The following is a 15,582-nucleotide window of genomic DNA, read 5'->3' on the forward strand; positions in this document are numbered from 1 at the left end:
GTTATTCGTGATAGGCTCAATATAAAGGACTTAAAAAATATTTTTTATTCGCATTTTGCTCATCTTTTGTTATTTTTTGATACAAATTAATTTTTCTTGTTCAGAACCAAGCGTTTTCTAACACTTCTCCTACATTTCAACATAATGAAAAAGTACACTTATCACTTTAATAATTTCACGCTTTCTACACTTTTGGTTATTTTTCATCTATTTTTAGTCCTTTCAACTATTTTTCCTGCAATATAGTGTAAAATCTAGAAAATTTTTTTCTGGAAGGAAGATCATGTCGCAGCTTTCAACAATCATTGAACAAGCGTTTGAAGACCGTGCGAATTTTACAGCTGCAGATTGCTCTGCTGAAATCCGTCAGGCAGTTGAGGAAGTAATTGCTGGTCTGGACAATGGTACTTTACGTGTTGCTGAAAAAATCGATGGTGAATGGGTTGTTCATCAATGGATTAAAAAAGCGGTATTGTTATCATTTAAATTGAACGACAACAAACCAATGGAAGCTTGTGATCTTCGTTTCTATGACAAAGTAGAGACTAAATTCTCAGGTTGGACTGAAGAACAATTCAAGGCTGCTGGCGTACGTGTTGTACCGCCTGCTGTTGCACGTAAAGGTTCTTTCCAGGCCAAAGGCGTGATCTTGATGCCTTCTTATGTCAATATCGGTGCTTATGTAGATGAAGGCACGATGGTTGATACTTGGGCAACTGTAGGTTCATGTGCGCAAATTGGTAAAAATGTTCACTTGTCAGGTGGTGTAGGTATTGGTGGTGTGCTTGAACCGCTTCAAGCAAATCCAACTATTATTGAAGATAACTGCTTTATCGGTGCACGTTCTGAAATCGTTGAAGGCGTAATCGTTGAAGAAGGCTCCGTGATTTCAATGGGCGTATTCATTGGTCAATCAACCAAGATTTATGACCGTGCCACTGGCGAAATTCATTATGGTCGCGTACCAGCAGGTTCTGTCGTTGTTGCAGGTAGCCTTCCATCTAAATGCGGTACTTACAGCTTGTATGCTGCCATTATCGTGAAAAAAGTTGATGCACAAACTCGTTCCAAAACAAGCCTGAACGATCTATTACGCGAAGACTAAAATGTCTTAACTTAGAGGATACATTCGTGTTCCTCGGAGCTTCAACCGCTCCTCGTCTCTACGATTAGTAATAATCGTAGGGATTTTTATTTTTATACCCGGTTATTTATTTCTCATTGGTTAGTTTTGTTATGAATATGCTTCGATCTTCCGCAATTCCTGTCTCTGATCCGTCTGCGGGTTTACGCATTACGGAGATTTTCTATTCATTGCAAGGTGAAGCCAATGCCGCAGGACTGCCAACAGTATTTATCCGTTTAACCGGTTGTCCATTACGTTGTAGCTATTGTGATACCACCTATTCCTTTGAAGGCGGTGAGCGTCAGTCTCTGGACGATATTATCCAGACCACGCTTGATTTTAAAACCCCTTATGTCTGTGTGACCGGTGGTGAACCACTGGCGCAGCCCAATGCCCTACCCCTGATGCAGCGACTTGCGGATTTAGGATGCGAAGTTTCACTTGAAACCAGTGGCGCTTTAGATGTGTCCAAAGTGGATTCACGTGTTTCCAAAGTCCTCGATTTAAAAACACCAACTTCAGGTGAAGTTGCACGGAATTTGCTTTCTAATCTCGATCATTTAACTGCACATGATCAAATCAAGTTTGTGATATGCAATCGTGAAGACTATGAATGGTCAAAGCAGCAGTTAGAGCTGTACCAACTTCAAGACAAAGTGAGTACAGTTTGGTTTTCGCCTGCATTTGCGGTTGAAAAAGGTGCGGTTCGTTTACCACCACTGGCACGTGATTTGGCTCAGTGGATTTTAGAAGACCATCTCCCTGTTCGTTTCCAGTTACAGCTACACAAGTTGTTATGGAATGATGAAACTGGTCGTTAATTTTTTGTAAAGTATTTTTTTGGAGAATCAGCTTATGCGCCCTCGTGCCATTGTCCTGTTATCTGGCGGATTAGACTCAACAACATGTCTGGCTTGGGCGCAGGCACGCTATGAATGTATCGCACTCAGTTTTCGATATGGTCAGCGTTCAACGACCGAGCTGGATGCAGCAAAAGCTTTAACACAACGTGCGGGTGTGGAACATCGAGTGATCAATATTGATCTGGGTAATCTGGGTGGTTCAGCCCTTACCGATCATAGTATTGAGGTACCTGACCACGAACAGGCTGGCATTCCGATTACCTATGTTCCAGCACGTAATACTATCTTCTTGTCTTACGCCTTAGCAGCAGCTGAAGTATTCGAAGCTGAAGCGATTGTCATCGGAATTAATGCGGTTGATTACTCCGGTTATCCGGATTGCCGTCCGGAATTTATTGACGCATTTGCCAACATGGCACGCCTTGCGACCAAGGTTGGCGTAGAGGGTCAGGCGCTCAAATTTGAAACACCTTTGTTACATTTATCCAAAGCAAATATTATTCGCTTAGGTATTGAACATGGCGTAGACTACAGTCAAACGGTGTCATGCTATCAAGCAGATGACCAAGGACGTGCCTGTGGCAAATGCGACAGTTGTCGTTTACGTAAACAGGGTTTTGCGGACGCAGGTGTTGAAGACCCGACACGTTATATACCGTAATAACAAGGTAGAGTTTATGAAGAATTTAAAATCAAGCATCGTGCTTTCAGCAATTGTTTCAGCTGCTGCTATGTTCGCAACTACGGCTCAAGCGGCTGATGACAAATTACAACAAGCTTATAAAAGCACCAATGTAAAATCTGCATTGATCAATGTTTGTAAAAATGAAACTGGCAAAAGTAAAAAATTGACGGCTGCTGAAGTCAGCAAATATTGTGGTTGTGCTATTGAAGCAGATGGAAAATTAACCAATGCACAAAAATGGGAAATTCAAAGCACTATTAACCAGAAGAAAAGCCCAGGCACTTTAGCTTTTGTACAGAAGCAGAATAAAGATCTTCAAGCATGCTTTGGTCCACAGTTAACAGGCAAACTGAAAACTTTGACTGAAGAAGCAATGAAATCAGCTCAAGCGGCACCAAAGAAATAAGATCTGATTATTCTTTGATAAAATAAGCCACTATAATGTGGCTTATTTTTTTGAAAAAATTTAAAGAAAACAGGAGTTTTTATGTCTGAAATTAGTTTGCTTGACCAGAATTTTCCTGCGACGACAGGCGAAATCAATTTAACCCAGTTAAATACAGAATGGCTGGTGATTTATTTTTATCCTAAAGATTCTACGCCAGGTTGTACCACTCAGGCAGTTGGCTTTTCCTGTTTAAAAGACCAGTTCGATGCTTTAAACACCACAATTCTTGGCGTATCCCGTGATTCGGTAAAAGCGCATCAGAACTTTACTGAAAAGCAGAATTTGAGTATCAATCTGATCAGCGATAAAGAAGAAATTTTGTGTCATCATTTTGATGTGATTAAAGAAAAGAACATGTATGGCAAACAAGTGATGGGCATTGAGCGTTCGACTTTCATTTTCCATAATGGTCAACTGGTGAAAGAATACCGTAAAGTGAAAGCAGCCGGTCATGCTGAGCAAGTGCTGGAAGATTTAAAAGCTTTGCAAGCTGCTTAATTGCATGCTTACCGTATAGACAAAAGCTCGAAATATTCGAGCTTTTTTTACAATAACGTTCATATCATCAAGTATTTTATATCTACCCTAGTTCATTTCACACTGGCCTGATAGATGAAGATTAACTTTATCCCCTACCCCGGCAATTCCTTTTTTCATACCAAAATCCCTACGGTTAATCACGGCTGATGCCTGAACATCAAGCAGGTTGGCATTTGACATACTGGGTTTAAACGTGGTTTCAAAAATCACAGGTTTGGTCACACCACGTAGGGTTAAATGACCTAAAACATTGTATTTGCCATTACCCAAGTCTTTAAATTGGATACTTTTAAAAATTACAGTCTTATATTTTTCTACATAAAACAGGTCTTCGCCCAAAATCATATGTTTAAATAGCGGCTTACTAAAGCTTAAACTTTCCACATCCATGACCAGATGGGTTGAGGCATTTTGCGGTGCTTTAGCATCAAACTGCATCGTGGATTGAACCTGATTGAACTTGGCTTTAACTACAGTAAGACCCATCGACTTGATCTCAAAACCGACATCACTTTTGGGAGTTAAGGTCCATGATCTTGCAAAAGACTGACTGGTCAAAGCTAAACAGATCGCCAAGCTAAGGAGCCCAGTTTTTATTGTTGTTTTCAATTTTAAATCCACCTTGTTTAATTTCTTATTGATCGGATTTAAGTACACGGCTTAATCTGAAACTAAATTTTCTTGTTTTTGAGCGAACAGGTTTTCGTTATTTTTATACCAGTTTATTGAAGTTTTTGTAAAATCATTCATGACTAACGGACAAAATACTTGCTTTGATTTTTCTCTAATAAGTGGCCCTGCTAGCCTAGCAGGAGACTGGTTTCATCTTATAAAATTTTGATTTTATAAATTTTTTATACAAACCAGATCCTTTATTTTAAGTTCAATTTATATTGGAAATATCCATGTGCTTGCAGCACTGAAAAGAGTTGTTTTCTACGCTGCCTATTCACGATCACTATCTAAAATGACACGCTTAGACAACTCTTAACCGATCTATCAGCTTTCGTAGCCTGAATCAAATACTGAGAATTAATGACACTGCGACGCCCCACATGGTACAGGCAATAATAGCATCCAGTATTTTCCATGCTTTTGGATGTTGGAACCAAGGGGTCAATATCTTTGCCCCATATCCCAAACTAAAGAAGAAAAACCAGGAAGCACAGACAGCGCCTAAAGCAAACCACCATTTTCCTAAAGCGTATTGGGTTGAAATTGATCCAATCAATATGACTGTGTCTAAGTAAACATGCGGATTCAGCCAGGTAAAAGCCAGGCAGATCATCAGTACTTGTAGAAAATGCTCTGTTAGCTGACCACTTGGTGCCAAAACCTCTGTTGATTTAAATGCGCTGATCGCATGATGTAAACCATAATAAAATAGGAATCCTGCGCCAATATATTTAGAAAATATAACAATATCCGGATAATGTTCAATGACGCGCGCAAAGCCCAGTACGCCAAGCAGAATTAAAATGGAATCAGACAAAGCACAAATCACACAGACCCAGAACACATGCTGCTGTTTTAAACCTTGTTTTAATACAAAAGCATTCTGTGCACCGATACTGACAATCAGGCTCATTCCCACAGCAAAACCACTCACCATATAACTGAACATCACATTCCCCTTTTTTTGAATAAATGAATTATGCAAAAAAATGAGTGCGATTAATTAAAACTAAGTTAATATCAATTTAACTAAATTATTTTTAGATAACAGATATGCTGAATGCAAAACAATGTGATGCTTTTTACGCAGTTGCAAAAACGGGAAGTTTCGATCTTGCTGCCGAGCAGCTAAATATTACTGCCTCGGCAGTGACCCTTCGTGTTCAAAGTCTGGAAAAAAAATTGGGACAATTGCTTCTGGTGAGAGATCGGCCTTGCCGTGTGACTCAATCCGGACAAACTTTATTGCATTATTTACAGCATCAACGTTTGCTAGAACAGAATCTGATGCAGGATCTGGGTGGACAGCTGCAACATGAAGGTTTCTACTGCCTGAATATTGCCACCAATGCTGATTCACTCGCGACCTGGCTATTACCAACCTTACAAACCCAGCTGATCCAGCATAAAATTGTGCTGCATTTTCAGGTAGACGATCAATCACAAACCCATCATCTGTTAGAAGCAGGTCTCGTCAATGCCTGTTTGAGTACTGAAGCCAAGGCAATGAAAGGTTGTCGGGCGGAATTGATCGGACAGATGCAGTATCGTCTGGTCGCCACCCCTAAGTTTTCCCAAAACTGGTTTCGTCAAGGTGTACATCGGGATGTGCTACGCCTTGCCCCTGCCATTATTTTTAATGAAAAAGATCAGCTGCATACTCAGTATATCCAGCACGAATTTGGGCTGAACCCGGCACAATATCCACACTTTTTTATTCCATCGACCCATGCATTTTTTGATGCGATTGTCATGGGTCTAGGCTACGGCTGGTTGCCAGATTATCAAACCCGGCATTTACTGGAATCAGGCCAATTGCTTGAACTTTCCAAGGAGATGCGGATTGAAGTCCCTTTGTATTGGCATCACTGGAAAGAACAGTCTCCTGCTCTGGCAATTCTGGGTGAATGTTTAAAACAGCATGCTCAAACGGCCATGAATCAGCCTATTGACAGCTGATCAAGTTAGGCCAGATTGCTTTTGTCGTTCTGGGCAAATTTTTCACTGAGCTGCTGATAGGTTTCAGTGAACTGGAATTGCTCCAGAAAATTAATCGTACCTTGTGGAAATTTATCTTGTTGAATTTCGCCACGATAATAAGCTTCACGCATTGGTGTCGCGGATAAGGCATCTTCCAGGCTGTCAAGTTCGACCATTTCCCATTCTGGGAAAAACTTTAAATAATAAGAAGAATCATCTTTAAAATGCCCGATCAGTCCGATTTTGGCATCCGGCTCAATGACCTGATTCACCAGCGATTTCACCAGTTTTTGCCATTTCTCATCATTATAAACATCAATGACTTCTACGAATTTGATCCGCGCCTGATCTTCAGCACTAAAATTTGACAGAATCATGGCTTCACGCTCCGAAGCCAAAAATGGATTCTTGATATTGCGTTCATTTTGCGCAGAACCGAGAGCCAAAATCACATGTTGACTGTGCTGCAGGGCAATATTAATCGTTTGCATGTGTGCCAGATGAAAAGGCTGAAAACGGCCAATGAAAACCAGATAATCAAATGTATAGTTCATAAGGGATCAGTTTTTTTATGACTCATGAGTTGTGCTGCCCCAATAAATATGCGACATAATCATTCCCATAAAATCAAATTAAGTTTAAAGCAAGGATAGTACGATGACACTGAGCTGTATTCAACAACCTCATGAGCATTTGAATGCGAATTTAGAACATGGTGTACTTACTTTGGCCATCAATCGCCCGGAAGCGAAAAATGCGTTATATAGCGAGCTGTATCTCTGGATTGCGAAAGCCTTGGATGAAGCTGATCAGGCACCTGAAGTTCGTGTAGTTGTATTACGTGGTCAGGATGCAGACTTTAGTGCGGGCAATGATATGCAGGATTTTATGAAATCTGCCGCGAAGAAAGGTCAGGCACCTGCTGCTGAAGGCCCGCCATTTGTTTTACTGAAATCTGCCGCAAAATTTTCCAAGCCATTGATTGCAGCCGTGCGTGGTGTTGCAATCGGCATTGGCGTGACAATTTTACTGCATTGTGATCTGGTTTATAGTGACAATACTACTCTGTTCCAGATTCCATTTGTCAGTTTGGGTCTATCGCCTGAAGGCGCATCAAGCAAATTACTGATTCAACAGGCAGGCTATCATAAAGCAGCTGAATTATTGCTGACTGCGCAAAAATTCAATAGCGAAAAAGCGCTCGACGCAGGTCTGGTGAATAGCATTGAAGAAGATGTTTACACTAAAGCAGCAGCACAAGCTGCCCAGCTCTCTGCCCTGCCATTAGCATCACTGGTGCAATCCAAAGCCTTGATGAAACACAATGTGAATGAAATTGTGGAATGGATTGACCATGAAGCAGAAATTTTCATGCAGCGTGTAGGCTCGCCAGAAATGCTGGAAGCGGTTCAAGCGTTTATGCAAAAACGTAAACCTGACTTCACACAATTCAACTAATTTTCAAACTTATGAGTTCAACGAGGTGGTTTAGACTGCCTCAATCTTTTATTTTTCCAAGAATCTGAAGTATGCCAAATCAAAACTCCCAAACCTCTTCCCAAACAACAGATAGTTCAAATCCAGAAAAGAAACGTTATTACGAACCTGCACCTCAAGATATAGATATAGATAATTTTCGTAAGGTGATTGAAAGCCGACGTTCGGTGCGTAAATTTACCAAAAAGCCAATTCCCGTTGAAGTGCTGGATGCCTGTCTAGATCTGGCATTGTTGGCACCAAATTCATCGAACTTGCAGCCTTGGACTTTTTATGTGGTACAAAATCCGGGCAAGAAAAAAAGTCTGGTCAAAGCCTGTATGAGTCAACTGGCAGCTAAAACAGCTTCTGAGCTAATTGTCTGTATCGCACGTACCGACCGTATTGATGAAATGGCAAAACGTAATGTGAATGAATTTCCATTTCCAGAAGCTCCGCCCGCGATTAAGAAATACTATAAATATATTCCCTACAACTATAAGACTGGTTATCTGAATGCTTTTGGTAACTTTAAGAAAGTGGCTTTCAAAGTTGCCCGTACACTGGACAAACAAATGCCAGTGTCTGCTTTCAGCCCAGCTGATGCGAAACTCTGGGCAACCAAAACGACGGCGCTTGCTTGTGAAAACCTGGTCTTAGCTTTACGTGCTTATGGTTTTGATAGCTGTATGATGGAAGGTTTTGATGAGCCGATGGTTCGTGAAATTCTGAAATTAAATGATGAACAGTATCCAGTCATGGTAATTGGTGCGGGTGAACGTGCTGAAGATGGAGTATTCTTCCCGCAGTACCGTTTTGATCGTGAGCTATTTATTCAGAAGGTTTAGGCTTCACATCTATAGAAATTAAATATCTTAAATCTGATAGATCTCTTGTGACATGGATGTCACATAATTCACTCTTTATACGCTAAAAACTATACATAACCCGAATCCTGTTTAAGCCAATGACGTCATAATTTGAATTGTTAGCTTATTTTGATGAGTGAGTTGGTATGCACATAACGATGCATAAGTCCCACTTAAAAAGCCTGCCACACTTCTAGCTTTACTCGTCACCAAATTGTATTGCCCTTTCAATAAGCTGAATAATGTTTCTATCTTATTGCGTTGCCTTAGGTGATATTCATCTGATGTACAGAGTTGAATAGCCTGCATATTCTTCCGATGATAAGTAATTAAATCAATACCTTGATCTTTCAATCTACTTTTTAGTTCTTGGCTGATATAACCACGATCTGCATAGAGCTTTGCTTCTAAGCCCTCAACCAAATGCTCAACCATTTTTATGTCAGCCACATGCCCATTGGATAATGCTGAACAAACTATTTCTCCAAGTTGATTCATCACAACATGTAATTTACAGCCGTAGAACCAGCCCATTAAGCTTTTACCACGAGAAGCAATTTTAGATAATGATTTATGGCGTTGAATCCGTTGGTTTTTACAGACAGGTAAAGTGGTTGAATCAACCCATAAATATTGGCTCCGTTGACCTTTCATTAAGGCTACATGTAAAGCATGTAGTGTCAACTGATGCATATTAATGAGGTGAATCATCCGTTGGTAACAGGGTAAGCTATTAAATAAAGCGCTTTTATCTTCCTTTAACCATGTGAAAAATGCTTTGAAATTGTTGAAATGAGAGCATTTATACCAAATGGCGATAAAACTAATTTCAGAGATAGTCAGTTGGGGCAGTTCGAATTCTTACAGCATGACAACTTTGTTTGAGAAATGTCCAATAAGTTGCTTCAAATTTAAGAAAGAAATCATCAATTATGCAGAATAATTCAGTACTATTGAACATCAGGACGAGAGCTTTAAGTTTGGTGTGGTAACTCAACTGATGGCTCTAGTCCTCTTATTTTTCAAGTCAATTTCTTATCCGAGATTCAGGTTATTTAAAAATAATAGATATCTTTTATAATTAAAAAATAATCATCTGTTTAATTCAAATAATAAATCATTTTAACTGGATCAAAGCCAATTACGGGACAGCATTAACATTTAAAGCAGCAACAGGGGTTGAAGCACAATGAAAAAAATAATGCTTTTAATAAGCTCAACTATTAGTCTAATCCTATCAGGCTGTTCAACTATGCCAATGAAAAATTCAATATCATTTCAGATAAATGATCACTTAAAAGGACAGGATGTGGTTTATAGAAACAAATACACCTTTCTTGCGCAATTCGTTACTGGTACGATGCTGACCATAAGCTGGATATTGAATTGCGAAATCAATGACCGCCAGCTCTTTAGCATCATCTACACGGTTTTTTAGATTTGGTACTCGACGGGACTTATTGATTAATGCATCAATGTCACCAGACTGTACTAACTCATGATAGCGATAGAAAGTATCTCTAGAGACACCCATCACTTTGCATGCTCTAGAAACATTTTGAAGCTCTTCAGCTAAATTGAGTAAGCCGACTTTGTGTTTGATGATTTGATTGTTAGTATGCAACATAAGAAAGTTACCTTTGTTTAATTAAGATTTCGACACCTTTATCAAAACGGGTAACTTTCTCTTTTTCAAGAAGAATGTACGATCAAGTCTGAACTAATACAGGTAATCGTAGTCGAGGTAAGAAGATCCACTATATTATCTCCCTGAATCCTGATGGTAGCTACGATATAGAAACCAAATTGTACTGGGTCTCAAAATATCAGGAATTCTGGAATTGAATTTCAATTGTAAACCTTATGATAAAGCCCGTGTGATTTCAGGTAGGCTTCTGCTTATATAGCTATCTGTAAACAACTCAAGCTTATATTGTTCTCAGTTTCCGATAATCAATCCAGTTACAATGAAACCCGATGGGTACACGTACCGGCAAATGAATGGTTGCAACCGGTCCTGTCGTCATCTGCTGTGCATCCAGAATCACCACTTTGGATGGGCGTCCATCTAAAGCATGAACATAAGACATCAGCCAACCATCATTTTCGGCTTGAGCCCCTTGCCGTGCGACGAATATCACCTCTCCTGTCACCCAGTTTTCTGCAAAAGAATAGCTTTCTGAATTGCCAGTTTCCACATCATGGCTCAAAAGAGTATTGCTGCTGACATGAGAAGGATCATCAAACTCGCCAAAGGAAATAGTGTAGACATAGCGATAAGGCCGTCCGGTATAAGCTTCATTAATCCGTGGGAATTCTTGTTTCATCTCGGATAATATCGTCCGCACCACTTTTCCAGTACCGTGTTCAAAAATAAACCGCTCCAGCCGAATATCCTGATCTTCAATCGGTCCCTGAATCGAACTGACCAATGCTTTGGGGTGCACCACCGCATCCATAACCACATCACCAGAATCCAGCTCATAAGCATTCACGGTATGAAAAATAAAACAGGGATCAATCTCATACCAGCGAATATCAATTGCCTTACCGCCAAAAGGCAATATCCCCATGCGTGCCTGCCGTTTTGGATTCCATTGATATGGCAACATTGAACCCTTTAAAGCACTGCATACAGAAAAGTTCACATTCAGGTCCAGAATCAGAACCTGGGATCTGGTAATAGCACAATCATGAATCATCGGACCATGTTTCACTGGAATGTCGACGTGATGTTTCAATTTTCCTGTGGAATCTATCTGTAGATAAAAAAACTTTGTTCTGACTTAAAGCATCATAACAAATCGCATGAATATCGCCCGTTTCAGGATCAATATGCGGATGGGCAGTAAATGGAAAATCCTGATCATCTTCAAACAAATGATGTCGTTTTGACTCCAGTGCGGCATTCAACTCAACTGGATAAGCTCCCGCTTCTATCAGTGCCCAGATTTTTCCGGCAAAGTGGATAACATTGGTATTGACTGCATCCGCGACACCTCGGGTTTTACCTGGAATTTGTGGTCGATGAAGTTTTTTCTGCACACTGGCAGAACCGATATAACTGCTTTTATACCAATGTGTCTCGCCACCCTTCAGTCTGAGCGCATGCAACATACCATCGCCCGTAAACCAGTGATAGTTGCGTGGGTTTTTAACATTAATAGGATTTGGACCAATCCGCATTAATGCGCCATCCAGTTCTGCAGGAATTTGCCCTTCAACCTTTAAATTTGTGGAAAAGTGTTCCTGCCGCTCTGGTGCAAATATACCTTCCAGATAGGGATTATCCGGTGAATATGGAATGCGCTGATGCAGGATTTCTGTACCGTACTGGATAGATTTGCTGAGAGTATTCTTAAGCACGCTGCTCAGCGGTTTTGGCCACGGCATTGTTATTTTCCTTATTATATTTTTTCTTTGGATTATTCTGGCAGAGATGATAATAACAAAAACAGGTTGGATAGTTTCTGAATCTAGACTAACGGCGCGCCAAGTCAAACGCGCCGCAGCAGAGCATCAATTTTATAATTTTAGACTTTGATATCCAGAAGTTGAATAAACTCAAAAGCTGGCTCTTCATAAGGATGGCTTTCTTTCAGCGCCTTGGCCACTTTGACTGCCTTTTCATCCGGCACCAGAATTTCTACCCGCCATTCTTCCACCTGTTCCAGTTTACCCACTTCACCAATATGAGGATCTGCACCTTCCTGCGGCTTAAACTGTCCGGTTCCTAAAACCTGCCAGGCACAGTCCGTATACTCACCAATGCCGCCTGCCCCTGCTGCAAATATCGCATTCTTGGTGTCTTCCAAATTTTCATCCGGTACGTAATAAATCAGCTTTAACATATATTCCTTCCTGCAATTCAGATACTTGTCGTATTGTTAAGGGCTTGGGTAATCATCTTCAATGCAGGATTTTGGGAATTCTTGTTAAATGTTGCATACAAGCCCAGTTTTGGCAGTGCCTGATCAGTCTGGACAATTTTCACATGATCATTCAAAAACCGCAGTAAATATTCAGGCGCAAAACTAAAGCCCATTCCCATATTGGTCAGATTGATGTGTTGCAAGACATTGGTCACCCACAACAGCTGTTCATGCTCAAGCTGATCAATGCAGAGTAGTCTATCCAGCTTTTCATAAAATACGGGCGAAGCATTCTGCTCGCACATAATCATATTGTGATTTTTCAGTTCCTGTAATTTCAGGATTCGATCTGTAGAATGTAAGTGCTGAGCGGCTATCAGATAAATTTGCTCGGTTAATAAATGAATATTCTCAAAATCTGGATGGTCCAGATGAAAGCGGGTAATACATAAATCCAGTTCAGCATTTTTTAGCCGCTGAATCTGTTCCATACAGGTCAGGCTATGCAGATGGATTTTTAAGTCCGGCATGGTTTTTTTAAGCTGGGCCAGAATCTGTGGCATCACTTTTATTTCTGCGACATTCAGGAAGCCAATGTGAATCTGGTTATTTTTCTGCTGCGCAACCTGACGCGCTGCTGCTACTGCCAGTTTAGCATTTTCCAGTGCTTTTTCGGCATAGATCTGAAAAGCCTGCCCTTCATCGGTGAGTTTGACCTTTCTGGATGAACGATCAAACAGCATGACGCCTACTTCCTGCTCCAGATCCTTAATTTACTGGCTTAATGACGGCTGAGCGGTAAACAGTTTTTCGGCAGCCTTGGAAAACTTTGTTGCTGCGCCACAGTAATAAAATAGCGTAAATGTCGAAGTTCCATAGCCTGCCCGGTTTCTGATCAGGTCAGCATCTTAAGATTATGACCCACGTATTGCAAATAAGAATAGGTCGATAGTTTATATGAATATCGCTATATCAACAGATCCTGTTTTACTAGACTGCCTGATTATATAGATAGCTTGTTCTTCACCTATACACATGGAGTCTTGTATGACACAACACTATGACACTGATGTTCTGATCATTGGTACCGGTCCTGCAGGTTCAACATTAGGTTTGGCTTTGGCGAATTATGGTATCAAGGTACAACTGTTTACCCAGTTTAGCTGGCTGGCCAATAGTCCGCGTGCCCATATTACCAATCAGCGTGCCATGGAAGTATTACGTGATTTAGGTATTGAAGAACAGGTTAAAGAGATTGCAACACCATGGGAACAGATGGGTGAAAGCCTGATTACCACCAGTCTGGTCGGCGAAGAAATCGCCCGTTTAAGTGCATGGGGTACCGGTGATGAACGTCATGGTGACTATATCCAAGGCAGTCCATGTCCATTAGTCGATCTGATTCAGCCAAAAATGGAAGCTTTACTGGTGAAAAATGCCGGTGAACGTGGTGCAATTTATAACTTCAATACTGAATACCTGTCACATGTGCAGGACGAAGATGGCGTGACTGCTACTTTCCTGAACCGCATTACCAATACTGAATTTAGCTTAAGAGCAAAATATCTGGTGGGTATGGATGGTGCTAAATCTCGTGTATTGGAACAGCTCGGCTTGCCACTGGAAGGCGTGATGGCACGTGCCGGTACCGTCTATGTGACCTTTAAAGCTGATCTTTCTCAATACGTTCAGCACCGTCCTGCGATTCTGCAATGGATCGTGAATCCTGAAGCCAGCTTTGGCGATCTCGGTATGGGATTGTTACGTGCCATTACGCCATGGAATGAATGGATCATGGGTTGGGGCTTTGACATTTCCAAAGGCGAACCACAAGTTACTGAAGAACAGGTCCGTGCCCGCCTGAATGCTTTTGTTGGTACTGAAGTCGAAGAAGTTGAAATCCAGAAATTATCGTACTGGTATGTGAACCAGACCTGGGCCACTGAATATTCTAAAGGTCGAGTGTTCTGTGGTGGTGATGCAGTACACCGTCATCCACCATCGAGTGGCCTAGGTTCAAATACCTGCATGCAGGATGCCTTTAATCTAGGCTGGAAACTGGCATACGCGGTAAAAGGCTGGGCTGCACCTTCCCTGCTGGATTCCTATACCACCGAGCGTGCACCGGTCGGCAAGCAGATTGTAGCGCGTGCGAACCAGTCACGTTTTGATTATAAATACCTGAAAGAAGTCTTTGGTTTTGATCAAGGTGTGACGACTCAGAAGCAAATGCTGGAACGTATCTTTGCGGAAGATGAGCAAGGTGCTGAAATCCGTCAAAAACTATTTGAAGCTTTGGAAATTAAAAACTTCGAATTTAATGCACAAGGTGTAGAACTGAACCAGCGATATAGCTCCAATACGGTGCTTGCAGAATCCGAGCCTGAGATTTTTGAAAAAGATGAGCAGCTTTATTTACAGGCAACCACTCGCCCAGGCGCTAAAGTTCCGCATACTTGGCTGATCAATGCCAAAGGTCAAAAGCAGTCGACACTGGATATTACGGGTAAAGGTCGTTTTACCCTGCTCACAGGTTTATCCGGTAAAGGCTGGAAACAGGCGGCAGAAGCATTGGATTTGCCATATCTGGATGTGACTCAGATTGGTTCACGTGACTATCGTGATGTGTATGGAACCTGGAATGCCAAGTCTGAAATTCATGAATCTGGTGCAGTACTGGTTCGTCCGGATGGTTATGTGGCTTGGCGTTATCAGGACAGTACCAATAAAGCTTTTGATTATGAAAATACGCTGAAAGCAGTACTCAAACAGGTTCAGCTAGTTATTTAATGAATAATTTTTGAAAAGACCACCTTCGGGTGGTTTTTTATACTTTTAAAATAACAACATATACTGACTCTCAGCCTTTCTTGAAGCCACTTTGTTCTAAAATTTCCTTCCTAAACTCACTAATTGATTAAAACTCATTTAATCGCAACCATTTCACCCATACCAATACACATATACGATTGATTTTGTGATAAATTTCACATTAATGCAGTTTAGCTAAACTCATTCAGGTTTAGTCATACTGTTCTGCCTTGTATA

General features: G+C 40.9%; 13 protein-coding genes and 4 pseudogenes. 9 read left to right on the forward strand and 8 right to left on the reverse strand.

Annotated elements, in window-relative coordinates; all coding sequences use genetic code 11:
• Positions 1-283: 283 nt before the first annotated feature.
• From dapD to MWG72_RS05930, 5 genes are all read left to right on the forward strand, one after another.
• Positions 284-1,105 (forward strand): 2,3,4,5-tetrahydropyridine-2,6-dicarboxylate N-succinyltransferase, encoded by an 822-nt coding sequence (gene dapD, locus MWG72_RS05910; RefSeq protein ID WP_004645637.1) that lies wholly within the window; start codon positions 284-286, stop codon positions 1,103-1,105.
• A gap of 131 nt (positions 1,106-1,236) precedes the next feature.
• Positions 1,237-1,947 (forward strand): 7-carboxy-7-deazaguanine synthase QueE, encoded by a 711-nt coding sequence (queE, locus tag MWG72_RS05915; protein ID WP_247143439.1) that lies wholly within the window; start codon positions 1,237-1,239, stop codon positions 1,945-1,947.
• A 34-nt stretch (positions 1,948-1,981) separates the two neighbouring features.
• Complete coding sequence (gene queC, locus MWG72_RS05920; protein WP_005097579.1) at positions 1,982-2,650, forward strand: 7-cyano-7-deazaguanine synthase QueC; 669 nt, start codon at positions 1,982-1,984, stop codon at positions 2,648-2,650.
• A 16-nt stretch (positions 2,651-2,666) separates the two neighbouring features.
• Positions 2,667-3,080 carry a hypothetical protein gene (locus tag MWG72_RS05925; RefSeq protein WP_005097581.1) on the forward strand — a complete coding sequence of 138 codons (414 nt, stop codon included), beginning with the start codon at positions 2,667-2,669 and terminating at the stop codon, positions 3,078-3,080.
• A gap of 81 nt (positions 3,081-3,161) precedes the next feature.
• Entirely contained in the window at positions 3,162-3,620 is a 459-nt protein-coding gene (locus tag MWG72_RS05930; RefSeq protein WP_004645641.1) for a peroxiredoxin, read from the forward strand.
• Positions 3,621-3,707: 87 nt separating this feature from the next.
• Here MWG72_RS05930 and MWG72_RS05935 read toward each other — a convergent pair whose 3' ends face one another.
• Positions 3,708-4,271: a YceI family protein gene (locus MWG72_RS05935; RefSeq protein ID WP_005106431.1), complete on the reverse strand. Its 564-nt coding sequence runs from the start codon at positions 4,269-4,271 to the stop codon at positions 3,708-3,710.
• A gap of 409 nt (positions 4,272-4,680) precedes the next feature.
• Positions 4,681-5,286 carry a LysE/ArgO family amino acid transporter gene (locus MWG72_RS05940; protein ID WP_247143440.1) on the reverse strand — a complete coding sequence of 202 codons (606 nt, stop codon included), beginning with the start codon at positions 5,284-5,286 and terminating at the stop codon, positions 4,681-4,683.
• 104 nt (positions 5,287-5,390) lie between these two features.
• On the opposite strand from MWG72_RS05940, the gene MWG72_RS05945 reads away from it, so the two are divergent.
• The gene (locus tag MWG72_RS05945; protein ID WP_247143441.1) at positions 5,391-6,296 is read left to right on the forward strand and encodes a LysR family transcriptional regulator ArgP; all 906 of its coding nucleotides are present in this window, start codon (positions 5,391-5,393) and stop codon (positions 6,294-6,296) included.
• Between the two features lie 5 nt (positions 6,297-6,301).
• Here MWG72_RS05945 and MWG72_RS05950 read toward each other — a convergent pair whose 3' ends face one another.
• Positions 6,302-6,871 carry a nicotinate-nicotinamide nucleotide adenylyltransferase gene (locus tag MWG72_RS05950; protein ID WP_247143442.1) on the reverse strand — a complete coding sequence of 190 codons (570 nt, stop codon included), beginning with the start codon at positions 6,869-6,871 and terminating at the stop codon, positions 6,302-6,304.
• A 103-nt stretch (positions 6,872-6,974) separates the two neighbouring features.
• Here MWG72_RS05950 and MWG72_RS05955 point away from each other — a divergent pair, with 103 nt between their 5' ends.
• Together MWG72_RS05955 and MWG72_RS05960 are read left to right on the forward strand one after the other, a co-directional pair.
• Positions 6,975-7,775, forward strand: coding sequence for an enoyl-CoA hydratase-related protein (locus tag MWG72_RS05955; RefSeq protein WP_071850389.1), 801 nt, complete (start codon positions 6,975-6,977; stop codon positions 7,773-7,775).
• 71 nt (positions 7,776-7,846) lie between these two features.
• Complete coding sequence (locus tag MWG72_RS05960) at positions 7,847-8,641, forward strand: nitroreductase family protein (protein ID WP_247143443.1); 795 nt, start codon at positions 7,847-7,849, stop codon at positions 8,639-8,641.
• A gap of 111 nt (positions 8,642-8,752) precedes the next feature.
• On the opposite strand, the pseudogene MWG72_RS05965 reads toward MWG72_RS05960, so the two are convergent.
• The 5 genes and pseudogenes from MWG72_RS05965 to MWG72_RS05990 all read right to left on the reverse strand — a co-directional run bounded on the left by MWG72_RS05965 (position 8,753) and on the right by MWG72_RS05990 (position 13,411).
• Positions 8,753-9,623, reverse strand: a pseudogene (locus MWG72_RS05965) (IS982 family transposase).
• A gap of 357 nt (positions 9,624-9,980) precedes the next feature.
• Positions 9,981-10,289 (reverse strand): annotated as a pseudogene (locus MWG72_RS05970) (helix-turn-helix domain-containing protein); the annotation flags it as partial.
• A 301-nt stretch (positions 10,290-10,590) separates the two neighbouring features.
• Positions 10,591-12,055: pseudogene (locus MWG72_RS15620) on the reverse strand (carotenoid oxygenase family protein).
• 140 nt (positions 12,056-12,195) lie between these two features.
• Positions 12,196-12,513 (reverse strand): YqfO family protein, encoded by a 318-nt coding sequence (locus tag MWG72_RS05985; protein WP_168730829.1) that lies wholly within the window; start codon positions 12,511-12,513, stop codon positions 12,196-12,198.
• Between the two features lie 17 nt (positions 12,514-12,530).
• Positions 12,531-13,411: pseudogene (locus tag MWG72_RS05990) on the reverse strand (LysR substrate-binding domain-containing protein).
• A 170-nt stretch (positions 13,412-13,581) separates the two neighbouring features.
• On the opposite strand from MWG72_RS05990, the gene MWG72_RS05995 reads away from it, so the two are divergent.
• Positions 13,582-15,324: an FAD-dependent oxidoreductase gene (locus tag MWG72_RS05995; RefSeq protein WP_247143446.1), complete on the forward strand. Its 1,743-nt coding sequence runs from the start codon at positions 13,582-13,584 to the stop codon at positions 15,322-15,324.
• Positions 15,325-15,582 lie beyond the last annotated feature (258 nt).

Source organism: Acinetobacter lwoffii, assembly GCF_022967985.1.
In the GTDB taxonomy this organism is placed as follows: domain Bacteria; phylum Pseudomonadota; class Gammaproteobacteria; order Pseudomonadales; family Moraxellaceae; genus Acinetobacter.